We start from the raw sequence: 20,678 nt of genomic DNA on the forward strand, positions 1-20,678 counted from the left end.
CCCGCGCGCGCGCGGGGGCGGGCCGAGGGGGTGCGGGTGCGGGTTGATCCGCCGGATATCGGGTGAGCCTCGGCCTTCGGCCTCGGATTGTCTCCCACCCGCGCACCGCCCGTTCACCGGCCGTTGAGAAGTGGACCTTTCCTGTGGGGGTTCTCGCCGTCGGCGGCCGGTGGCTGTCGGGTGGGCGGGCGTCCGCGTGCCCGTCGTTCACGGTTGGCTGAGAAGTGGACCTTTCCCGTGGGGGTTCTCGCCGTCGGCGGCCGGCCGCGCGCGGGTGTGGCGTGCGGGCGAACGGGTTTCGGCATGCAGCTGCCTCCCGGTTTTCGTCCGGGAGGCAGACAAGGTTCGGTTGTGGAGTCAGCCGTTGCGGGGGCCCGGGAAGGCCGTGGGCCTGACCTCGTCGCGGAGGGTGGGGCTGCCTGCTGTGGGCTGGGTCGGCATGGAGCGGGCCGCGGGGACCGTGGGGAGGGCCGGCATCGTGGGGAGGCCGGTGTTCACGCCCACCGGGCGGGTGCTCGCCGCCTCGGTCGTGCGCTCGGCTTCGGCCGCCGCCTGGGCCACGGCGCGGCGGGCGCCGTAACGGCGGTGTACCGCCTGCTTGGTGACGCCGAGCGCGGAGCCCACCGCGTCCCACGAGAAGCCGAGTGAGCGGTCGAAGTCCACGGCGGCCGTGACCAGGGTCTCGACACTGTCCCGCAGCTCCTGCGCGAGACGGACCGTCGGGGCGGGAGCGCGTCCGTAGACGACGAAGCCCGTGGAGGGGCCGGAGCGGCGCGGGCGGTAGACGTTGCCCAGCTGGGCGGTGAGCGTGCGCAGTGCGTCCACCTGCCGGCGGACCCGCTCGATGTCCCGCACCAGCAAGTGCAGGCTGGCCCGAGCCTGGGCGTCGTGGGTTGCGTGGTCGGCCATGAACAAGCCTCTCGAACCGGCGTTGAAAAGGATCGGGCCGCGCGAATGCGGCCCATAGAGGTCAACTCTTTCTTGACCAACGCCTGTGCGCTCCGCTGGTCACGCAACGGGGGCGTAGGGGCATATGCGTACGCCCCCGCTGAACCGATGTGCGCTGCGCGCGTCGCTGAGTTGACGGATGTGAGCCGCCGGGCGCTCCTGCCGACACGCGCCATAGACTGGTGCGCTGCCCGCCCACCTCCGCCCGAGAGGCCCGAACCCTCCCATGAAGCTCGTCTTCGCCGGTACCCCCGAGGTCGCCGTTCCCGCCCTGGACGCCCTGATCGCCTCCGGGCGGCACGAGGTGGCCGCCGTCGTCACGCGGCCCGACGCGCCGGCCGGGCGAGGGCGCAGGCTGGTCGCGAGCCCCGTCGCCGAGCGGGCCGAGGAGGCGGGCATCGAGGTGCTGAAGCCCGTCAAGCCGCGCGACCCGGAGTTCCTGGAGCGGCTGCGGGAGATCGCGCCCGACTGCTGTCCCGTCGTCGCCTACGGCGCCCTGCTGCCCCGCGTCGCCCTCGACATCCCCGCCCACGGCTGGGTCAACCTGCACTTCTCGCTGCTCCCCGCATGGCGCGGCGCCGCCCCCGTGCAGCACTCGATCATGTCCGGGGACGAGATCACCGGCGCCTCCACCTTCCTGATCGAGGAAGGGCTCGACTCCGGGCCCGTCTACGGCACCGTCACCGAGGAGATCCGCCCCACCGACACCAGCGGCGACCTGCTCACCCGGCTCGCCTTCGCCGGCTCGGGCCTGCTCGCCGCGACCATGGACGGCATCGAGGACGGCACCCTGAAGGCCGTACCGCAGCCGAACGAGGGCATCACCCTCGCCCCGAAGATCAAGGTCGAGGACGCCCAGGTGGATTGGGCGGCTCCCGCGCTGAGGGTGGACCGGGTGGTGCGCGGATGCACGCCCGCGCCCGGCGCCTGGACCGTCTTCCGGGGCGAGCGGCTCAAGCTCATCCAGGCCGTGCCCGTGCCCGAGCGGACCGACCTCGCGCCCGGTGCGCTGGCCGTCGGCAAGAAGAACGTGTACGTGGGCACCGGTTCGTACGCCGTCGAGCTGCTGTGGGTGCAGGCGCAGGGCAAGAAGCCGATGCGGGCGGCGGACTGGGCGCGCGGGGCGAGGATCGGCGCGGGGGAGACCGTCGGGAGTCTCGGTACACCCGGGGCGTGACGTCCCGCGCACGGTCGCGGCGGTGCGACGTAGGCTGGGTGCACATCTCGGCCAGAAATCCGGAGCACCTTTTTCGTGAGCGAGCAGTCCCCGCGACCCCGTAAGCCCGGCAAGCCCTACCGCCGGCCGCAGAAGGACCCCGTCCGTTTCCTCGCCTTCGAGGCGCTGAGGGCCGTGGACGAGCGGGACGCGTACGCCAACCTCGTCCTGCCGCCGCTGCTGCGGAAGGCACGCGAGAAGGGCGACTTCGACGCCCGGGATGCCGCGCTCGCCACCGAGCTGGTGTACGGGACGCTGCGCAAGCAGGGGACCTACGACGCGATCATCGCCTCGTGCGTCGACCGGCCGCTCCGCGAGGTCGACCCGCCGGTGCTGGACGTGCTCAGCCTCGGCGTGCACCAGCTGCTCGGGACGCGGATTCCGACGCATGCCGCCGTGTCGGCCTCCGTCGAACTCGCCCGGGTCGTCCTCGGCGACGGGCGGGCCAAGTTCGTCAACGCCGTGCTGCGGAAGGTCGCGCAGGACGACCTCGACACCTGGATCGAGCGGGTCGCGCCGCCCTACGACGACGACCCCGAGGACAACCTCGCGATCGTGCACTCGCATCCGCGCTGGATCGTCTCCGCGCTGTGGGACTCGCTCGGCGGTGGACGCGCCGGCATCGAGGACCTGCTGGAGGCCGACAACGAACGGCCCGAGGTGACCCTGGTCGCCCGGCCCGGCCGGTCCACCACCGAGGAACTGCTCCGCGAGGAGGCCGCGGTGCCCGGGCGCTGGTCGCCGTACGCCGTGCGGCTCAGTGAGGGCGGCGAGCCCGGGGCCGTAGCAGCCGTGAAGGAAGGGCGTGCGGGGGTGCAGGACGAGGGCAGTCAGCTGGTCGCGCTCGCTCTCGCCAACGCGCCGCTGGACGGGCCGGACGAGAAGTGGCTCGACGGGTGTGCGGGCCCCGGCGGCAAGGCCGCGCTGCTCGCCGCCGTGGCCGCCGAGCGCGGGGCGACGCTCCTCGCCTCCGAGAAGCAGCCGCACCGCGCGGGCCTGGTGGCGAAGGCGCTCGCCGGGAACCCCGGGCCGTACCAGGTCATCACCGCCGACGGGACCCGGCCCCCGTGGCGGCCCGGCAGCTTCGACCGCGTCCTGATGGACGTGCCCTGCACCGGACTCGGCGCGCTGCGCCGCCGCCCCGAGGCCCGCTGGCGCCGCCGCCCGGAGGACCTCGAAGGCTTCGCGTCCCTCCAGCGCGACCTGCTGCGTACCGCGCTGGAATCCGTCCGCGTCGGCGGTGTCGTCGGCTACGCGACCTGCTCGCCGCACCTCGCCGAGACCCGGGCCGTCGTCGACGACATCCTCAAGCAGTACCCGCAGACCGAACTGATCGACGCCCGCCCGCTCCTGCCGGATGTCGGGGCGCTCGGCGCGGGTCCCGACGTACAGCTGTGGCCGCATCTGCACGGGACCGACGCGATGTATCTGGCGCTCATCCGCCGGACCGGTTGACGCGCAGATCAGCTAGCTCATACGACGCGCTGAAGGGCCTCCCGCGTGAGGTCGGAGAGCGTCGGGTAGCCGTCGACGGCCATGATCAGGTCGGCCTCGGCGAGGAGTGAGCGGAGCACGTGGACGATGCCGTCCGTGCCGCCGAGGGCGAGGCCGTAGGCGTACGGGCGGCCGATGCCCACGGCGGTGGCGCCCAGGGCGATGGCCTTCACGATGTCGGCGCCGCTGCGGATGCCGGAGTCGAACAGGACCGGGAGGCCGTCCGCCGCATCGACTACGGCGGGCAGCGCGTCCAGGGCGGGGAGGCCGCCGTTGGCCTGGCGGCCGCCGTGGTTGGAGCAGTAGACGCCGTCCACGCCTCCGTCCCTGGCCCGGCGTACGTCCTCGGGGTGGCAGATGCCCTTCACGATCAGCGGGAGGTCGGTGAGGGAGCGCAGCCAGGGGAGGTCGTCCCAGGTGAGGGGGTTGCCGAAGAGCTGGGTCCAGAGCAGGACCGCGGACTGGGGGTCCTCCTGCGGGGTACGCGCGAGGCGGGCGCGGAAGACCGGGTCGCTCGTGTAGTTGGCGAGGCAATGGCCGCGCAGCTGGGGGAAGTTGGCGGTGGACAGGTCGCGGGGGCGCCAGCCGGTGACCCAGGTGTCCAGGGTGACCACGACGGCCTTGTAACCGGCCTGCTCGGCGCGGTGGACGAGGCTCGCGGCGAGGTCGCGGTCGGTGGGTGTGTAGAGCTGGAAGAGGCCCGGGGTGTCCCCGAACTCGCCGGCGACCTCCTCCAGCGGGTCGACCGTGAGCGTGGAGGCGACCATCGGAACTCCGGTGCGTGCGGCGGCCCGTGCGGTCGCCAGGTCGCCGTGGCCGTCCTGGGCGCACAGGCCGATGACGCCGATCGGCGCCATGAACACGGGGGAGGGCAGCCGCATCCCGAACAGGTCGACGGACAGGTCGCGTTCGGCCGCGCCGACGAACATGCGGGGGACCAGGCCCCAGTGGTCGAAGGCGGTGACGTTGGCCTGCTGAGTCCGTTCGTCCCCGGCCCCGCCCGCGACGTACGACCACACGGAGGGCGGCAGCGCGGAGCTCGCCCGGTCCTCCAACTCCGCGAAGGCCATGGGGTAGGACGGCACGATGCCGCCGAGCCCGTTCAGGTAGATCTCGTTCTGGTAGGAGCCGAACGGCTGTCCCATGCCATCTCCCTCTCCGCTGACGTGCCCTGCCCGCTGCTGAAGGCCGGTGAAGTGCAGGATTCTCGCACCCCGGGTCGGGCATCGCCGCGCGGGGCGTTCGGAGGGAGGGGTCGGTGTTGTGTCGACTCCGGGTCAGGCGGGGGGAGTTGCGGGGGCGAGCCGGACGGGCAGTTCCCGCCAGCCCTGGGCGATGAACGAGGGGACCTGCTCCAGGTCGTCCTCCTCCACCGCCAGGGAGATGCCCGGGAAGCGTGCGAAGAGCGCGGGCAGCGCGGTGAGCGCCTCCATGCGGGCCAGCGGGGCGCCGACACAGCGGTGCACGCCGATGCCCAGGGCGAGATGGCCGTCCGCGTTCCTGGCCACGTCGAAGAGGTGGGCGTCGGGTCCGAAGCGCTCCGGGTCGTGGCCCGCCGCGGCGATGGTCGTCAGGATGGCCTCCCCGGCGCGGATCGTCGTACCGTCGGCCATCGTGATGTCGGAGACCGCGTAGCGCAACGGGACGTTGGCGATGGACGGGGCCCAGCGCAGCGTCTCCTGGACCACCTGGTCCCAGGTCAGCTGCCCGGCGAGCACCTGCTTGAGCTGGTCGGGGTGGCGGAGCAGGGCGTGGACGGCGTTGCCGATCAGGTTGACGGTCGTCTCGAAACCGGCGCCGATGACCAGGAGAAGGGTGTGGACGAGCTCCTCCTCGGAGAGCCGGTCACCCTGGTCGCGGACCGTGATCAGCTCGGTCGTCAGGTCGTCGCCGGGGTTCCGGCTCTTCTCCGCTATCAGCTCCGGCAGCACCGTCACGATCTGTTCGAGGACGTCCGCGGCCTGCTCAGGGGTTCCGGTGGTGTCCATGATCCCCTCGATGAGCCGCGCGACGGCGGCCCGCATCCGCTCGGGCACGCCGAACAGGTCGCAGATCATCCGCATGGGCAGCGGGTGCGCGAACTGCGCCCGCAGATCGACGACTTCGCCCTTCGGGGTCTCCTCCATCGCGTCGAGCAGACCCGCGGTGATCTCCCGGACCCGCGGCAGCATGGCCTCGGTACGGTGCCGGGTGAAGCTGGGGGCGACGAGCTTCCGCAGCCGGGTGTGGTCCTCGCCGTAGGAACTGAGCATGTTGACGATGCTGGTCCAGCTGTAGAGCCAGGCCCATCCCGGTTCGCTGCCGACCTTGTCGTAGAGGGCCCAGTGGCGGCGGGCGTCCCGGCTGACGCGCGGGTCGAGCATCAGCGACTTCAGCAGGTCGTACCGGGTGACGGCCCAGGCGGGGACTCCGCCGGGCAGTTCCACCGGCACGAGGGCGCCGAGCGCGCGCAGCCGGGCGGCCTCTTCGGGGACGGCCCTGCCGTAGGGGTCGAGCACGACGGTCCGGCGCTTGTCCACGGGGCTCTCCTCAAGGGTGTCGGGCGGTACGCAAGAAGGTGCGCCGGTACGGCGGTTGGGGGCGCGGTGTGCGTCGAGTGGGTCGGTGGGCGGGCGGCTGGGGACTCCCGACCCCGCCGACGCTCACGGCATCGCGGCGGCCGTGTCACGCCGACTGCCGGTCAGCCGTATCCCGTCGCCCAGCAGGCCGCGCAGGATGAGGCCCATGCTCTCGTCCAGCGCGCGCATCGCGACCGGGTTGATGATCGGTTCCAGGCTGGGGATCCCCAGGTCGAACTCGCACGTGAACAGCACGCTCACGTCCGTACCGGCCTGGGTGATGTCCCACGTCCCCGCGAAACTCGCGAAGTCGCCGGTGAGCTGGTCGAAGGTGATCCGCCGGGCGACGGGATCCATGACGTCCCGCTCGGTCCACCGCAGCAGACCGCTGCGGAAGTGCACCTCCCAGGCGGACTCCACGGTGCCGGCCCCGCCGGGTGTCACGGTGACGGACCGGACCGTGTCCGTGTACGCGGTGTACCGCTCGTAGTCCTGGACCCGGTCGAAGACATGGGTGGCGTCTCCGTCCGGGACGATCGCCTCGATACGCACGTGGCAGGTCATACGGGTTTCTCCCTCGGGTTTCGGACGGTCCGGGTGGTGAGGACGGGTACGCAGAGGCCTTGGTCAGCCGAGCACCAGCGGACCGCCCGCGAAGGCCGCGCACATGCCCTCCGCGGCCCATCTGCGCGACGGCGGATGGAACTTGAGCGCGGCCGAACACGCGGTGAGATACGCGGTGTCGTCGGTGGAGACGTACGCCATGCCGCCCAGCGCCTCCAGGCACCGCGGGACCACCCGGTCGATGGTGTCCTGCGTCGAGAAGCGGCAGACCAGCGCGCGGAGCAGCTCGTCCTGGCCGAGCGGCCGGCCCGTGTCCACCGCGGCGGCCGCACCGCGGATGCCGCCCATGGCCGACTCCAACTCGACCAGGATCGCGGCCCGTTCGGCGGCGCTCGCCCGCTTCGCCAGCAGCACGCGCTCGGCCAGCGCGCTGGCCATCCCCAGATACGACGCGGACATCAGCAGTTCGAACCACACGAAGCCCACGGTCTGGACCGGGTCCAGCGTGCGGTCCTCGCCGAGCCCGGTGCGGACCACGAGATCGGGCGTGACCCGTACGTCGTGCAGCCTGACCTCGTCGCTCTCCGCGCCGGCCAGCACGAAGCTGCCCCAGAACGGGTGCACGGAGATACCGGGTGTCGCGGCGGGGACCACCGCCACGGCGAGCTCCGGGCCCTGCCCGTCGTCGAGTGTCACCGACACGCTCAGCAGGTCCATCGACGCCGACAGGCTGCACGGTTTCTTGGCGCCGTTGAGCACCACGTCGTCGCCGTCCTGGTGCGCCTTGATGGAGGAGTCGAGGATCGACTGTCCCGACCGGCCCTCGGCGAACCCCGAGGCGACCAGCAGCCGTTGGTCGGCTACGGCCTCCAGCAGCATCCACTCCATGCCCTGCGCGACCTCGTACGCCTGGACCAGCCCGGCCACCGACAGGTGGTGCATGGTGGTGGCCACCGCCAGCGACGGGCTGCGCGCCCCGACCGCACGCTGCAACGACACGGCGTCCTCGGCGCCGATACCGAGACCGCGGTGTTCCGCCGGCACCAGCAGAGCGGGGCCGCCCGCGGCCTTGAACAGGGGAAGCGCCGGACCTCCCGGACGCTCCCGTTCCCGCTGCGGCAGCTCGGCGAGCCGCTCGTCCAGGCCTGGCAGGAAGCGGTCCAGCACCGCGCGTTCGGGTTCAAGGAAGTACATCGCCGTCTCCACCTCGGTCTGCGGGATTCCTGCGGGGGTTGCGAGGGTTCTGCGGGACCGCTGTCGTCCTCGGCCGGGCGCTCACGCCGACGCCCGGGCGCCGAGCCGGTCGGCGATCAGGCGCCGCACCGACGCCCGCCAGGCGTCCTCGTTGGCCCGCACTCCCGCCGCTGCCTCGAAGCCGGGTAAGGCCGCGAGCGAACTGGGCAGCGGCTTCTCGTTGAAGAGAACGGACGACATGTCCAGCAGCCGGTCCAGCCGGGTCTGCGCCCACTCCGGCACCACGTCGAAGAACGCCGGCCGGACCAGCCGTTCGACGACATCGGGCGCCAGTACCCGCAGCGGCCGGACCGCGATGCCCGCCTCCGCCGCCTCCTCGACGATCACCTGGACCAACCGGTCGCAGGTGAGCGCGTGGGCCCCGCCGCTGAGCCAGTACTCGGCGGGGTGCGCGCCGTCGTCCAGCAGCGACACGATCGCCCGCGCCACCACGTCCTGCGGTACGAAGTCCACGTAGCTCGCCGGATCGCTCGGCACGAAGGGCAGGCGGTTGCGGAGCACCTGTTGGGCGAACGTGTGCAGGCCCTGCGGTTCGGCGATCGCCCCGGTGACGGAGTCGCCGATGATGATCGACGGGCGTACGACGGTCACACTGCCGCCGGCCGCGGCGACCGCCTCCTCGCCGGCCATCTTGGAGGCCACGTAGTCCGCGGGGCTGTTCCCGGCCCGCTCGGCGCGGTTGCCCCCGGCGGCCAGGATCTCCCGGTAGCGGGCCACGTACGCGGTGCTGACGTGGATCAGCGGGACGCCGGCGTCGGCCGCGAACCGGGCCACCCGCCCGGCCCCTTCGACGTTCACCGTGTGCATCGAGGCGCGCCCGGAGCCGAAGGCGACCATGCCCGCGGCGTGCACCACCGCGTCCGTCCGCGCGCACAGTCGCCGGTAGGAGACGACGTCGAGCCCCAGCCGGGGCCGGGTCACATCACCGACGAGGACCTCGCCGCACGGGGCGGGGTGCCTGCGGTGCGCCAACGCGATCACCCTGTGGTGGCGCAGATACGGCAGCAGGGCGGTGCCGAGGACGCCGCTGGCGCCGGTGAGTAACACGGTCTGTGGGGGCGTCGGGTGCGGTGGATGTGCCGGGTGCGGTGAGTGGGGCGAGTGTGGTGGGTCGATCGGGTCGAGTGAACTCGTCGTGTTCTCAGGGCTGTTGGAGCTGTTGGAGCTGTTGCAGTCGTTGGGGTTCTCAGGGTTCGTCGACATTGTCGTCAGCCTTTCGGAAGCCGTCGTGGTCGTGTCAGGTCGCTGGGCCAGGTCACCAGGTCAGGTCGCCGTGTCAGGTCAGGGACTTCGCCATCGCCGTCAGGGAACCCTCGAAGGCCTCCAGCAGCCGGGCCTCCTGCGACGGGGAGAGCACGGCCGGCGGAGTCAGCCGGACGACCGGGTGGGCGTTGAGGGAGTGGTTGATCACCACCCCTCGGTCGACCATCTCCAGCAGGAACTCGCCGGCCGCCCCCGCGTCCACCAGCTCGATCCCGATCAGCAGCCCGGCGCCGCGGACCTCACGGACCAGGCCGGGCGCGCGGTCGGCGGTGACGGCCCGGAGCGCGGGAAGCAGCCGGGCGCCGATGGAGGCGGCCCGTTCGACCAGCCCCTCGTCCCGGACGACCCCGATGGTCGCGCTGACGGCGGCCATGGCGATCGGGGCGGCGGAGTAGGTGGAGGTGTGCAGGAAGGGGTCGGCGTCGAACGGCTCGAACGCCTCCTGGGTGGCGAGCGTGGCCGCCACCGGCATCACGCCGCCGGAGAGCGCCTTGCCCGTCACGAGCACGTCCGGCCGTACGCCCTCGGCGGCGCAGCCCCACCAGGAGCCGAGCCGGCCCAGTCCGGTCATCACCTCGTCGACCACCAGGAAGGCGTGGTGCTCCCGGCACAGTGCGGCCACCGCCGCCAGGTAGCCGGGCCGCGGCACGATCACACCGGCCTCGCTCTGTACCGGCTCCACCACCACGCAGGCGTCTTCGCCGTCGCCCAGCGCCGCCGCCAGCGCCTCGGTGTCGCCGAACGGCACGTGGTGGACGTCCGGCAGCAGGGGCCGGAAAGGGTCCTGGTAGAGCGCCTTCGCGGTCAGGGAGAGCGCGCCGAGGGTCTTGCCGTGATAGCCGTTCCGCATCGAGATCAGCCGTCGTCTGCCGTGCGCGCGGGCCAGTTTGACGGCGGCCTCGACGGCCTCGGTCCCCGAGCCGGAGAAGTGCACACGGTCCAGGCCGGCCGGCGCGACACCGGTGAGGGCTTCGGCGGCGAGCCCGGAGACGGGGTCCAGGAACAGCCGGGTGGACAACGCCAGCCGCCCTGCCTGCCGCCGCACCGCCGCAACGACCCGAGGATGCCCGGCCCCGACGAAGAACACGCCGTAGCCACCGCAGTTGAGGTAGTTCTTCCCGTCGGTGGAGGTGATCTCAGCGCCGCGTGCGGACTCCTCGACGACGTTCCCGAACATCGCCGCCAGCCTGCCGCGCCCCGTACTGAGATGCCGCGCATGCAGCGCGACAACCTCTGTCTCTGTCCGGCCCACTACGCATTCCCCCGTGGTGACGTGTGACGTGCCGTCGAGCATGGGCCCGCCCCGGACACGGGGTCACGCCCCAGTCCACTCACCGGAACAGCTTTGGCGCCCCAAAGGAGCGCGGGGAACTGCGCGCCCGGCCACACACGACCGGCACCCGAAAAGGACCGCATCCACAACGGACCGATGCGGCTAACCCCCGGAGGGCATGGCAGGCTTGGGGCATGGCCGTCCAGATCAACCCCAGCATCCTGTCCGCCGACTTCGCCCGCCTCGCCGACGAAGCGAACGCGGTGGCCGGCGCCGACTGGCTCCACGTCGACGTCATGGACAACCACTTCGTCCCGAACCTCACGCTCGGCGTGCCGGTCGTAGAGTCACTGGCCCGGGCGACGGACACCCCGCTGGACTGCCATCTGATGATCGAGGACGCCGATCGCTGGGCGCCGCAGTACGTCGAGGCGGGTGCCTCCTCCGTCACCTTCCACGTCGAGGCGGCCGGTGCGCCGGTGCGGCTCGCCCGCGAGATTCGGGCCAAGGGCGCGCGTGCGTCCATGGCGCTGAAGCCCGCGACGCCCATCGAGCCGTACGAGGATCTGCTCCCCGAGCTCGACATGCTGCTGATCATGACCGTGGAGCCGGGCTTCGGTGGCCAGTCGTTCCTCGACATCATGCTGCCGAAGATCCGCCGTACCCGGGAGCTGATCAGGAAGCACGGACTGGAGCTGTGGCTGCAGGTCGACGGGGGAGTTTCGGCCGAGACGATCGAGCGCTGCGCGGACGCGGGCGCGGACGTGTTCGTCGCCGGTTCGGCGGTCTACGGGGCATCCGACCCGGCCGCGGCGGTACGTGCACTGCGCACACAGGCCGAAGGGGTCGTGAGCAAGGCATCCTGGGCGGGCGACCACTGAGCGGCAGGTATGTGAACGGCGGCCATCAAGGCTGATCAAGTGCGCCGGATCTGCGAGGATGAACGGCGAATCCAGAGTGTGAACAGCAGTGAGGAGATCGCCGTGTCGGGTATGTCGGCGGGCCGGTCAGCCATGCGGATGGGACCCGCAGAGCTGGTGCAGGCGGCGGCCATGGCCCGCCGCTTCTACCTTGAGGGCAAGTCCAAGATCCAGATCGCCGAGGAGTTCGGCGTCAGCCGCTTCAAGGTGGCCCGGGTCCTGGAGACCGCTCTCGAACGGGATCTCGTACGGATCGAGATCCGAGTACCGGCCGAACTGGACGCGGAGCGCTCGGACGCGCTGCGCGCCCGGTACGGCCTGAGGCACGCCGTCGTGGTCGAGTCCCCGTCCGAGGTCAGCGAGGAGTCGCCCGATCCCGAGAACCTCGGGGAGGTCGCGGCCGACCTGCTCGGCGAGCTGGTCAACGAGGGCGATGTGCTCGGCCTCGCGTGGGGCCGGTCCACCATCCACATGGCGGCGGCCCTGGACCGGCTGCCGCCCTGCACGGTGGTCCAGCTGACGGGCGTGTACGACGCCGGGACCGCCGAGCGCGGCTCGGTCGAGGCCGTACGGCGGGCCGCGCAGGTGTCGGGCGGCGACGCCCACCCCATCTACGCGCCGATGCTGCTGCCGGACGCGGCCACCGCGGAGGCGCTGCGCCACCAGACGGGGATCGCGCGGGCCTTCGAGTACTTCGACAAGGTCACGGTCGCCTGCGTCTCCATCGGCTCCTGGGAGCCGGGCATCTCGACGGTCTACGACATGCTCAGCGAGGAGGAGCGGGCGCACTACTCGTCCCTCGGTGTCGCCGCCGAGACGTCCGCGCACCTCTTCGACGCCGAGGGCCGCCGGGTCGGCCGGGACCTGGGCGAGCGGTGCATCACCGTCAAGGCGGACCAGTTGCGCCGTATCCCCGAGGTCGTCGCGATCGCGGGCGGGCAGCGGAAGGCGGCGGCGATCGACGCGGTGCTGCGGTCCGGGCTGGTCACCAGCCTGGTGACGGACACCGCGGCGGCCGACTATCTGATGACGGCCGGGGCGTCGCCGAAGTCGGCGCTCAGCCGGACGGACCCCGACGGGATCTGACGGGCCCTGACAGAAGGTCATGAGGGGACGGCCGTGGCAGCATCGGGCGCATGCTGCCGCGGTTCGTCCCCCGAGTGCTTCTCTTCTGTCTGGCGGTACTGCTGCCGGTGGGCTGTTCGTCGACGGCGACGAGCGGCTCCACCGTCACCGACACCGCGACCGTCAAACTCTCCCAACTCCCCGCCGAGGCACTGCGGACCGTCGCTCTCATCGACCGGGGCGGCCCCTTCCCGTACGCCAAGGACGGGGTCGTCTTCGGGAACTACGAGAAGCTGCTGCCGCAGCAGAAGCGCGGTTACTACCACGAATACACCGTCAGGACGCCGGGCTCACGCGATCGCGGGGCCCGGCGCATTGTCACCGGGCAGGACGGCGGGATCTACTACACCGATGATCACTACAAGTCGTTCAGGACGGTACTGAGATGACGCAGCTCGCGGTCACGCTGGACCTCGACGGGGTCACGGACAAGGCCGGCCTGATGGACCGCTGCGTCCGTGCGCTGTCCCTGCCCGACTGGTTCGGCCGCAACTGGGACGCGCTCGCCGACAGCCTCGGCGACCACACGGTGTGGCCCGAGGGCGCCGTTGAGCGGGGGCTGCTGGTCGTCGTACGGAACTGGCAGTCGTACGCGAAGGCGCGGCCCGGCGAGTGGGAGACCGCCGTCAGCGTCTTCGGTGACGCGGTCGACCGCACCCCGGAGCTTTCCGTCGTGCTCGCACTGGGCGAAGCCGACCGCTAGCCCGATTGTCCGAGGCGGCTGGCAGAGTGTTCGGTATGGAGCAACAGGAGCAGCGCACGTCGGTTCGTCTCGTGGTCGTGGATCCGGACCTCGAGGCGCAGTGCGACCGGGTGGAGGAACACTTGCTGGCGCCCCTGGCCGAGTCCGTGGGCGGAGCGAGTGGGCACGCGCTTTTCGCGGACGGGCTCGCGGCCTTCCGGCGAGTGCGGGAGACGCTCGCCGAGGCGGTGGCGCGGGGGCCCAAGGTGCGCAGTCCGAACGGTCGTTGGGAACACGAGGGCCTGCGCATCGTCGAACTGCCCACTGACCAGACGGACTTGCTGTACGCGCTGCTGCGCGAGCTGTCCGGACTCCTCGTGGCCCCGCCGGACCTGCCCGACCCCTCGGGCGTCGTGGCCACCGTCCGCGGCACCGTCCTGACGCCCGCGAAGACCGCCGTCGGCCTGGTCGGCGCGCTGGCACGGGTGCTCTCCCTGGTGGACCTCACGCCCGACGCCGATACGGCCACCCTCTTCGCGGCGATCGAGGCGGCCGGCGGCGAGGACGTGAGACTCAGCTACGGGCAGGACGAGGCGTGGCAGCGCCTCGCCCACCGGCTCACGATGCTGCTGACCGAGTCGGCTCCGCTGCACCGCTTCCTGTACTGATCCGGCTCCGCCTCAGTGGGAACGCCGCCTGCGCCGGGCGACGAGGAGAGCGGCCGAGCCCAGCACCAGGGCCCCGGCCGCCGCGGTGGCGATGAGGGCCATGGGGCCCGTGCCCGTGTGGGGCAGCGTGCCGCTGGGCGCGTCCGTCGCGGTCGGCGTGGCCGACGCACCGTCTGACGCTCCCGGCGTGGCGGACGCGCCGGACGCGGGCGAGGGTGAGGACGCGCTCGACGAAGGTGACGCGGTCGACGTGTCGAAGGCGAACGTGACGCTGTCGTTGGCCGCGTTCGGGTCGTGCAGGGGGATGCCCGCCGGGCCCGGGCGTACGGTCGCCGTGCCCTTCGCGTCGTCGTAGTCCTTGGCCGGCTTCACCCACAGCACGAACAGCTGGCTCTTCCCGGCGGCGATACCGCGCGGCACGGGGCACACATAGTGCCGGTGACCCGCGGCGAAAGGTGCCGTCCTGGTGTCGCTGACCCAGAGGAAGCACTCGCCGTAGGGCGTGTCCTCCCCCTCCTCGAAAGCGTTGCCGGTCGCGACCGTGCCCTTGGGCAGGACCACGTCGACCAGGGCGACGGCCTTGTCGCCGATGCCGTACGCGGAGGCCGGGCCGTGGTTCACGGCGTTGAGGGTCAGGGTCCACTCGCCGGCCGTGCGGCGGGGTGTCACCGCGGCGGTGGCCGCGAGATCCGCGGAGCTGTCGGCCGAGACACTGACCCGGCCCGTGGCGCCGCTCTCGAAGCCGTCTCCCGCTCCGGACGCCGGCACCAGGGTGAGCTCCGGCCCGGTGCCCGGGTAGATGCCGCCGCCGGGTTGCACACCGGGCTTCAGGAGCTCGGCCGAGTAGTCGGTCACGGCGGTCAGGACGTGCTCGCCGACCGTGGCGGTCAGGGGGCTGCTCAGTTCGACGGTGGCGCCCGCGGCCACGGGGGCGGTGAAGACGCAGGTGACGGATGCCTGGCTGCCGGGTTCGACGGGGTCGTCGCCGTCGCCGTAGGTGCAGTTGGAGAACTTCCGGTCGAAGACCAGTCCGCCCAGCGACTCCCAGCGCAGCATGATGCGCCGGTCGGTGGCCAGGTCGCCGGTGTTGCGGAGCTGGAGCGGAAGCTCGATCCGGGACCCGATCTTGGCGTGCGTCACGTCGGGCACCTTGCCGACGACCAGGTCGGGGACGCCGACGACCACCTTCGCCTCCGCGGTGGCGCCGGTGCCGTGCTCGGCGGAGACGGTGTACTTGAGCGTGCCGGTGGCACCGAGGGCGGCGCCCGCGTCCGCCCGCACGGTGAAGTCGACGTACGGCTGCTGGGAGTCGTCCTTGTCGACGCAGGTGAGGACCTGCCCGGCGGCCGTGCACCTCGGGTCGTCGACGGCGACGCTCGCGATGCCCGCGAGGTCCCTGGCATCGATGACGAGGGTCTGGTTCGTGGGCACGGGAACGTTCGCCCCGCCGTCATAGAACATCCACCCCACGTGGACCGACTGCGCGGCCGGTCCCACGTTGAGCTGCTTGTCCGCCTCGATCGTGGCGTAGGCCTGCGTCGGCAGGGGGGAGGGACTGGCGGCCACGGCCGCCGACCCCGGCGCCAGGGCGAGCACCACGGCAGCGAGCACTGCCCCGAACACCGTGCGGTGGAAAGTCATGCCCGTTCGATACGTGAGGTGTCCCAAAGGTTGCCCCCATGTGAATCACCGGTTCGTTCGGACATTCCTCCAGCGAGGCCGTCGACCTGCCTGGAGGATGATCCGAGGCATGGCATTCCGCCCGACATGGGACAATGAAGTACGTGCTCCTCCCCCTGGCTGACCTGCCCGGGGACCACCTCTGATCGACTGGGATGTGCAGCACGTGCGTTTCCTCAACGACATCCAGCCCCCGTACGACCTGACGTACGACGACGTCTTCATGGTGCCGCGCCGCAGCGCGGTCGGATCGCGTCAGGGTGTGGACCTCAGCTCCCCGGACGGCACGGGCACCACCATCCCGCTGGTCGTCGCCAACATGACCGCCATCGCAGGGCGGCGCATGGCCGAGACACTGGCCCGGCGCGGCGGACTCGTGGTCATCCCGCAGGACATCCCGATCGAGGTCGTCACCGAGGTCGTCTCCTGGGTGAAGGGCCGCCACCTCGTCCTGGACACCCCGATCCGGCTGGCCCCGCATCAGACCGTCGCCGACGCGCTCGCCCTGCTGCCCAAGCGCGCGCACAACGCGGGTGTCGTCGTGGACGAGGACCAGCGCCCGGTCGGTGTCGTCACCGACGCCGACCTGACCGGTGTCGACCGCTTCACCCAGCTCGCCGAGGTCATGTCCCGGGACCTTCTGCTGCTCGACGCGGACATCGACCCGGGCGAGGCGTTCGACAAGCTGGACGGCGCCAACCGCCGCTACGCGCCCGCCGTCGACAAGGACGGCAAGCTCGCCGGCATCCTCACCCGCAAGGGCGCCCTGCGCGCCACGCTGTACTCGCCGGCCGTCGACGCGGACGGCAAGCTGCGCATCGCCGCCGCCGTCGGCATCAACGGCGACTTCGTGCAGAAGGCCAAGCAGTTGCTGGACGCGGGCGTCGACACACTCGTCATCGACACGGCGCACGGCCACCAGGAGTCGATGATCAGCGCGATCAGGCAGGTGCGCGCCCTCGACCCGCAGGTGCCCATCGTGGCCGGCAACATCGTCGCCGCCGAGGGTGTCAAGGACCTGATCGAGGCGGGCGCCGACATCATCAAGGTCGGCGTCGGACCCGGCGCGATGTGCACCACGCGCATGATGACCGGTGTCGGCCGGCCGCAGTTCTCGGCCGTCATGGAGTGCGCCGCCGAGGCGAAGAAGTACGGCAAGCACGTGTGGGCCGACGGCGGTGTCCGCCACCCCCGAGACGTCGCCATGGCCCTCGCGGCCGGTGCGTCGAACGTCATGATCGGCTCGTGGTTCGCGGGCACGTACGAGTCCCCGGGCGACCTCCAGCAGGACGCCAACGGCCGCCTCTACAAAGAGTCGTTCGGCATGGCGTCCGCCCGCGCGGTCCGCAACCGTACGTCGGACGAGTCGGCCTACGACCGTGCCCGCAAGGCGCTGTTCGAGGAGGGCATCTCCACCTCCCGCATGTTCCTCGACCCGGCCCGCCCGGGCGTCGAGGACCTGATCGACTCGATCATCGCGGGCGTCCGCTCCTCCTGCACCTACGCCGGGGCCGCCTCCCTGGAGGAGTTCGCCGATCGCGCGATCGTCGGCATCCAGAGCGCGGCCGGCTACGCGGAGGGCAAGCCCCTGCACGCCAGCTGGAGCTGACCCAACTCGCTTTCGTACGGCCCCCGTTGTCCCGGCGCCCGGGATATTCGGGGGCCGTCGGTGTGCTCCGGCGGCTACCGTCGGGGGTATGGAGACCAGTGTGTGCGGGGCCGCCGACGTGGCGCTGCTCGACCAGTACATCGGCTCGCCGGGGGCCGTCTCGTCCCATGCCGGGCGGTTCGCACGGCAGGGGACGGGCGGGGGCACGTATCTCGTCGCCTGGCTGGACGGCCGGCCCGTCGGGCACGCGGAGGTGATCTGGGGCGGCTGCGCGGCCTTGGAGGTGCGGGCCGCGCTGCCCGGTTGCCCGGAGCTCAACGGTCTCGGCGTGTGGCCCCCGGAGCTGCGCTCGCGCGGCATCGGCGGCGCGCTGATCCGGCGTGCCGAGGAACTGGCCCGGGAGCACGGCCATACGGTCCTCGGTCTGGGCGTCGCGGCCGACAACCCGAGGGCCGCCGACCTCTACGCGCGGCTCGGCTACCGGCGTCTGACGGACTACGTGGACCGCTGGTCGTACGAGGACCGCGACGGGGTCACCCGTGAATGCGTCGACCCCTGCACCTTCCTCACCAAGGAACTGGCGTCAGGCCCCCTTGACGTCAAGCGGACCTGACGCAACGCTGCACCCATGACCACACCCCAGAGCATCGAACCCGAGCACACCCTCCTCACCGCGGTCGCCCGCCTCGACGACCTCCGCACGCGCGAGTCCCTCGCCGGCTTCGGCAGCGACGCGGAGGCACTCGACAAGGCCGAGACGCTGGAACTGCTCGCCCTGACCGAGGTCGTCGCCCGCAAGGCCGCCTACGGCCGTCAGCTCACCGTCCGCGCGGCCCGCGAGGCCGGTGCCTCCTGGACACAGATCGGGGCCGCGCTCGGCATGAGCAAGCAGGCCGCGTGGGAGGCGCACACGCGTTGGATCGACGCGCAGGCGGAGGCCTTCGGGAAGCCCGGCCGGATGGGGTTCGACGAGGGCGACGTCGCCGAGGCGCGGGCCCTCGCGGGGGAGCCGGACGAGGGCTGAACCCGGCCCTGAAAAGTGCTGCGTCAGGCTTCGCGCAACGCTCGACACCCACCGCGCAACGAATGAACACCCGCACCCGATGAACGCAACGATCTTGCGGAGACGCGCAAGGTTGCCGCATTACGACCAGGACGCCCCAGCTCATAGGGTCGAGCGCTGTACCCAGCGCGGCAGGACCCCCGCTCGGCGGGCCCGTGCCCCCCGCTTCCTGCCGCCATGACCGGCAGCGACAAGGAGCCCCGCGTGCTCGACCAAGGCGCACCCCCGCACCACCGCAGCCAGACCGCCGAGCCGTCCCCGGGGCTCGGCGCGCGTCTGATGCGCCGCAAGCCCGTGGAACTCCTGGTCGCCGAGGGCGGCCAGGGTGAGGGCGGCTCGCTCCGGCGCTCTCTCGGACTCTGGCAGCTGACCATGATCAGCATCGGCGCCACCCTCGGCACCGGCATCTTCGTCGTCCTCGGCGAAGCCGTCCCCAAGGCCGGCCCCGCCGTCACCCTCTCCTTCGTGATCGCCGGCCTCACGGCCCTCTTCTCGGCCCTCTCCTACGCCGAACTCGCGGGTACCATCCCGGTCGCCGGTTCCTCGTACTCGTACGCCTACGCCACGCTGGGCGAGCTGATCGCCTGGATCTGCGGCTGGTGCCTGGTCCTGGAGTACGGCGTGTCGGTCGCCGCCGTCGCCGTCGGCTGGGGCGAGTACCTCAACGAACTGCTCGACGGGACCATCGGCGTCACCATCCCCGACGCGTTGTCCGCCCCGCCCGGAGACGGTGGCATCTTCAACCTCCCGGCGCTGATCGTCGTACTCCTCGCGATGGCGTTCCTGCTCGGCGGCGCCAAGGAGTCCGCGCGCGCCAACACGGTCATGGTGTGCGTGAAGATCGCCGCGCTGGTGCTGTTCTGCGCGATCGGCATCCAGGGCTTCAAGTCCGGCAACTACGACCACTTCATGCCGCTGGGCATGGCGGGCGTGAGCGCGGCCGGAGCGACGCTCTTCTTCTCGTACATCGGCTTCGACGCCGCCTCCACGGCCGGCGAGGAGGCGAAGAACGCACAGCGCGACCTGCCCCGCGCCATCATGCTGTCCCTCGTCATCGTGACCGCGCTCTACGTCCTCGTCGCGGCCGTCGCCGTCGGCGCGAAGCCCTGGCGGCGCTTCAACGACTCCGAGGCCGCCCTCGCCCAGATCATGCGCGACGTCACCGGCCAGTCCTTCTGGGGCACCCTCCTCGCCGGCTGCGCGGTCATCGCCATCGCGAGCGTCGTCCTGACCGTGCTCTACGGCCAGACCCGCATCCTCTTCGCGATGTCCCGGGACGGGCTCGTGCCCAAGGTGTTCGGCAAGGTCCACCCGAAGACCGGGGCGCCCCGCGCCAACACGGTCATCGTGTCCCTGTTCTGCGGGGTCCTCGCGGCGGCGATCCCGCTGGGGCAGCTGGCGGACGCGACCAGCATCGGCACGCTGTTCGCCTTCGCGCTGGTCAACATCGCCGTCGTGGTGCTGCGCCGGACCCGCCCGGACATGTCCCGCACCTTCCGTGTACCGCTGTCGCCGGTCCTGCCCGCCGTGGGCTTCGGGCTGTGCGTGTGGATGATGGGCAGCCTCTCGGCCGTCACCTGGGTGGTCTTCGGAATCTGGATGGCCGTCGGGCTCGTGTTCTACTTCGTATACGGCCACCGCCGTTCCCGACTGGCACCCACCGCACCACCCGAGAAGTGATCGATCCACCGTGCTGAACGAACTCGACGAACGCATCGTGCACGCCCTCGCCGAGGACGCCCGCCGCTCCTTCGCGGACATCGGGCAGCTCGTCGGCCTGTCCGCGCCCGCCGTGAAGCGGCGCGTGGACCGGCTGCGGGCCACCGGCGCCATCACCGGCTTCACCGTACGGGTGGACCCGTCGGCGCTCGGCTGGGAGACCGAGGGGTTCGTCGAGATCTACTGCCGGCACAACACCTCCCCGGACACCATCCGGCGGGGCCTGGAGCGCTACCAGGAGGTCGTCGCCGCGTCGACGGTCACGGGTGACGCCGACGCGGTCGTCCAGGTCTTCGCCGCCGACATGCGCCACTTCGAACGGGTCCTGGAGCGGATCGCGGGGGAGCCGTTCGTGGAGCGGACGAAGTCGGTGCTGGTGCTGTCACCGTTGCTCCGGCGTTTCTCGTCCGGTTCGCCGACCTGAGCCGCGGGGGCTACTCGGACCGGCGGCGGACCGCCGACAGCAGCCGGCGTACGGCGATCACGTGCCCACCGCTGGAGATGACGAGCCGCCGGTAGAGGCCCCCGGCCAGGCCGGGGAAGGCGGCCCGGGTCTCGGCCCGCAGCAGCGAGCGCCCCGGGCCGGTCCGCTCGACGTGGAAGACCAGGGCGTACGACGAGAAGCGGTGGCTGCCTTCGACG

Annotated in this window: 20 protein-coding genes and 1 pseudogene; 12 read left to right on the top strand and 9 right to left on the bottom strand. The window is 71.8% G+C overall.

Annotated features, from left to right (window positions below):
* Positions 1-357: 357 nt before the first annotated feature.
* Positions 358-909, bottom strand: a complete 552-nt coding sequence (locus tag ACFWP5_RS44910; RefSeq protein WP_384170752.1) for a hypothetical protein — start codon at positions 907-909, stop codon at positions 358-360.
* Positions 910-1,174: 265 nt separating this feature from the next.
* Here ACFWP5_RS44910 and fmt point away from each other — a divergent pair, with 265 nt between their 5' ends.
* Positions 1,175-2,125: a methionyl-tRNA formyltransferase gene (gene fmt, locus ACFWP5_RS44915; RefSeq protein WP_384170754.1), complete on the top strand. Its 951-nt coding sequence runs from the start codon at positions 1,175-1,177 to the stop codon at positions 2,123-2,125.
* A gap of 75 nt (positions 2,126-2,200) precedes the next feature.
* Positions 2,201-3,619, top strand: coding sequence for an RsmB/NOP family class I SAM-dependent RNA methyltransferase (locus ACFWP5_RS44920; protein WP_384170756.1), 1,419 nt, complete (start codon positions 2,201-2,203; stop codon positions 3,617-3,619).
* Positions 3,620-3,636: 17 nt separating this feature from the next.
* Here the strand turns inward: ACFWP5_RS44920 and ACFWP5_RS44925 are convergent, their stop codons facing one another.
* The 6 genes from ACFWP5_RS44925 to ACFWP5_RS44950 all read right to left on the bottom strand — a co-directional run bounded on the left by ACFWP5_RS44925 (position 3,637) and on the right by ACFWP5_RS44950 (position 10,474).
* Positions 3,637-4,803 (bottom strand): alpha-hydroxy-acid oxidizing protein, encoded by a 1,167-nt coding sequence (locus tag ACFWP5_RS44925; protein ID WP_384170758.1) that lies wholly within the window; start codon positions 4,801-4,803, stop codon positions 3,637-3,639.
* A 132-nt stretch (positions 4,804-4,935) separates the two neighbouring features.
* Complete coding sequence (locus ACFWP5_RS44930; protein WP_384170760.1) at positions 4,936-6,177, bottom strand: cytochrome P450; 1,242 nt, start codon at positions 6,175-6,177, stop codon at positions 4,936-4,938.
* Positions 6,178-6,300: 123 nt separating this feature from the next.
* A complete protein-coding gene (locus ACFWP5_RS44935) occupies positions 6,301-6,780 on the bottom strand; it encodes an SRPBCC family protein (protein ID WP_384170762.1) in 480 nt (159 codons plus the stop codon).
* Positions 6,781-6,843: 63 nt separating this feature from the next.
* Positions 6,844-7,974: an acyl-CoA dehydrogenase gene (locus ACFWP5_RS44940; protein ID WP_384170764.1), complete on the bottom strand. Its 1,131-nt coding sequence runs from the start codon at positions 7,972-7,974 to the stop codon at positions 6,844-6,846.
* Positions 7,975-8,055: 81 nt separating this feature from the next.
* Positions 8,056-9,237, bottom strand: a complete 1,182-nt coding sequence (locus tag ACFWP5_RS44945) for an SDR family oxidoreductase (protein ID WP_384170766.1) — start codon at positions 9,235-9,237, stop codon at positions 8,056-8,058.
* Positions 9,238-9,310: 73 nt separating this feature from the next.
* Positions 9,311-10,474: an aspartate aminotransferase family protein gene (locus tag ACFWP5_RS44950; protein WP_384170768.1), complete on the bottom strand. Its 1,164-nt coding sequence runs from the start codon at positions 10,472-10,474 to the stop codon at positions 9,311-9,313.
* Positions 10,475-10,764: 290 nt separating this feature from the next.
* On the opposite strand from ACFWP5_RS44950, the gene rpe reads away from it, so the two are divergent.
* The 5 genes from rpe (at position 10,765) to ACFWP5_RS44975 (ending at position 13,965) form a co-directional block, all read left to right on the top strand.
* Positions 10,765-11,451: a ribulose-phosphate 3-epimerase gene (gene rpe, locus ACFWP5_RS44955; protein WP_384170770.1), complete on the top strand. Its 687-nt coding sequence runs from the start codon at positions 10,765-10,767 to the stop codon at positions 11,449-11,451.
* 78 nt (positions 11,452-11,529) lie between these two features.
* The gene (locus ACFWP5_RS44960; RefSeq protein WP_384170772.1) at positions 11,530-12,576 is read left to right on the top strand and encodes a sugar-binding transcriptional regulator; all 1,047 of its coding nucleotides are present in this window, start codon (positions 11,530-11,532) and stop codon (positions 12,574-12,576) included.
* 50 nt (positions 12,577-12,626) lie between these two features.
* On the top strand, positions 12,627-13,004 hold the full coding sequence (locus tag ACFWP5_RS44965) for a ribonuclease domain-containing protein (RefSeq protein WP_384170774.1): 378 nt from the start codon (positions 12,627-12,629) through the stop codon (positions 13,002-13,004).
* Positions 13,001-13,318: a barstar family protein gene (locus ACFWP5_RS44970; protein ID WP_384170776.1), complete on the top strand. Its 318-nt coding sequence runs from the start codon at positions 13,001-13,003 to the stop codon at positions 13,316-13,318. The genes ACFWP5_RS44965 and ACFWP5_RS44970 overlap by 4 nt, the downstream gene beginning before the upstream one ends.
* A 35-nt stretch (positions 13,319-13,353) precedes the next feature.
* Complete coding sequence (locus ACFWP5_RS44975; RefSeq protein ID WP_384170778.1) at positions 13,354-13,965, top strand: hypothetical protein; 612 nt, start codon at positions 13,354-13,356, stop codon at positions 13,963-13,965.
* Between the two features lie 12 nt (positions 13,966-13,977).
* Here the strand turns inward: ACFWP5_RS44975 and ACFWP5_RS44980 are convergent, their stop codons facing one another.
* Positions 13,978-15,606 carry an LPXTG cell wall anchor domain-containing protein gene (locus tag ACFWP5_RS44980; protein ID WP_384170780.1) on the bottom strand — a complete coding sequence of 543 codons (1,629 nt, stop codon included), beginning with the start codon at positions 15,604-15,606 and terminating at the stop codon, positions 13,978-13,980.
* Between the two features lie 205 nt (positions 15,607-15,811).
* Here ACFWP5_RS44980 and ACFWP5_RS44985 point away from each other — a divergent pair, with 205 nt between their 5' ends.
* The 5 genes from ACFWP5_RS44985 (at position 15,812) to ACFWP5_RS45005 (ending at position 20,460) form a co-directional block, all read left to right on the top strand.
* Positions 15,812-17,254 carry a GuaB1 family IMP dehydrogenase-related protein gene (locus tag ACFWP5_RS44985; protein WP_384170787.1) on the top strand — a complete coding sequence of 481 codons (1,443 nt, stop codon included), beginning with the start codon at positions 15,812-15,814 and terminating at the stop codon, positions 17,252-17,254.
* A gap of 88 nt (positions 17,255-17,342) precedes the next feature.
* A complete protein-coding gene (locus tag ACFWP5_RS44990; RefSeq protein WP_384170782.1) occupies positions 17,343-17,867 on the top strand; it encodes a GNAT family N-acetyltransferase in 525 nt (174 codons plus the stop codon).
* A 15-nt stretch (positions 17,868-17,882) separates the two neighbouring features.
* On the top strand, positions 17,883-18,278 hold the full coding sequence (locus ACFWP5_RS44995) for a hypothetical protein (protein WP_384170784.1): 396 nt from the start codon (positions 17,883-17,885) through the stop codon (positions 18,276-18,278).
* Between the two features lie 243 nt (positions 18,279-18,521).
* A complete protein-coding gene (locus ACFWP5_RS45000) occupies positions 18,522-19,997 on the top strand; it encodes an amino acid permease (protein WP_384170785.1) in 1,476 nt (491 codons plus the stop codon).
* A gap of 10 nt (positions 19,998-20,007) precedes the next feature.
* Positions 20,008-20,460: an Lrp/AsnC family transcriptional regulator gene (locus ACFWP5_RS45005; RefSeq protein ID WP_019059706.1), complete on the top strand. Its 453-nt coding sequence runs from the start codon at positions 20,008-20,010 to the stop codon at positions 20,458-20,460.
* Between the two features lie 10 nt (positions 20,461-20,470).
* Here the strand turns inward: ACFWP5_RS45005 and ACFWP5_RS45010 are convergent.
* A pseudogene (locus tag ACFWP5_RS45010) lies at positions 20,471-20,678 on the bottom strand (hypothetical protein); the annotation flags it as partial.

Source organism: Streptomyces sp. NPDC058469 (assembly GCF_042721125.1).
Lineage (GTDB): Bacteria > Actinomycetota > Actinomycetes > Streptomycetales > Streptomycetaceae > Streptomyces.

What these genes read in the sequence shown, in the direction of transcription:
- ACFWP5_RS44910 (WP_384170752.1), bottom strand. Translation starts at nt 909, where the DNA reads ATGGCCGACCACGCAACCCACGACGCCCAGGCTCGGGCCAGCCTGCAC.
- fmt (WP_384170754.1), top strand. Translation starts at nt 1,175, where the DNA reads ATGAAGCTCGTCTTCGCCGGTACCCCCGAGGTCGCCGTTCCCGCCCTG.
- ACFWP5_RS44925 (WP_384170758.1), bottom strand. Translation starts at nt 4,803, where the DNA reads ATGGGACAGCCGTTCGGCTCCTACCAGAACGAGATCTACCTGAACGGG.
- ACFWP5_RS44935 (WP_384170762.1), bottom strand. Translation starts at nt 6,780, where the DNA reads ATGACCTGCCACGTGCGTATCGAGGCGATCGTCCCGGACGGAGACGCC.
- ACFWP5_RS44940 (WP_384170764.1), bottom strand. Translation starts at nt 7,974, where the DNA reads ATGTACTTCCTTGAACCCGAACGCGCGGTGCTGGACCGCTTCCTGCCA.
- ACFWP5_RS44945 (WP_384170766.1), bottom strand. Translation starts at nt 9,237, where the DNA reads ATGTCGACGAACCCTGAGAACCCCAACGACTGCAACAGCTCCAACAGC.
- ACFWP5_RS44950 (WP_384170768.1), bottom strand. Translation starts at nt 10,474, where the DNA reads ATGTTCGGGAACGTCGTCGAGGAGTCCGCACGCGGCGCTGAGATCACC.
- rpe (WP_384170770.1), top strand. Translation starts at nt 10,765, where the DNA reads ATGGCCGTCCAGATCAACCCCAGCATCCTGTCCGCCGACTTCGCCCGC.
- ACFWP5_RS44965 (WP_384170774.1), top strand. Translation starts at nt 12,627, where the DNA reads ATGCTGCCGCGGTTCGTCCCCCGAGTGCTTCTCTTCTGTCTGGCGGTA.
- ACFWP5_RS44970 (WP_384170776.1), top strand. Translation starts at nt 13,001, where the DNA reads ATGACGCAGCTCGCGGTCACGCTGGACCTCGACGGGGTCACGGACAAG.
- ACFWP5_RS44975 (WP_384170778.1), top strand. Translation starts at nt 13,354, where the DNA reads ATGGAGCAACAGGAGCAGCGCACGTCGGTTCGTCTCGTGGTCGTGGAT.
- ACFWP5_RS44980 (WP_384170780.1), bottom strand. Translation starts at nt 15,606, where the DNA reads ATGACTTTCCACCGCACGGTGTTCGGGGCAGTGCTCGCTGCCGTGGTG.
- ACFWP5_RS44990 (WP_384170782.1), top strand. Translation starts at nt 17,343, where the DNA reads ATGGAGACCAGTGTGTGCGGGGCCGCCGACGTGGCGCTGCTCGACCAG.
- ACFWP5_RS44995 (WP_384170784.1), top strand. Translation starts at nt 17,883, where the DNA reads ATGACCACACCCCAGAGCATCGAACCCGAGCACACCCTCCTCACCGCG.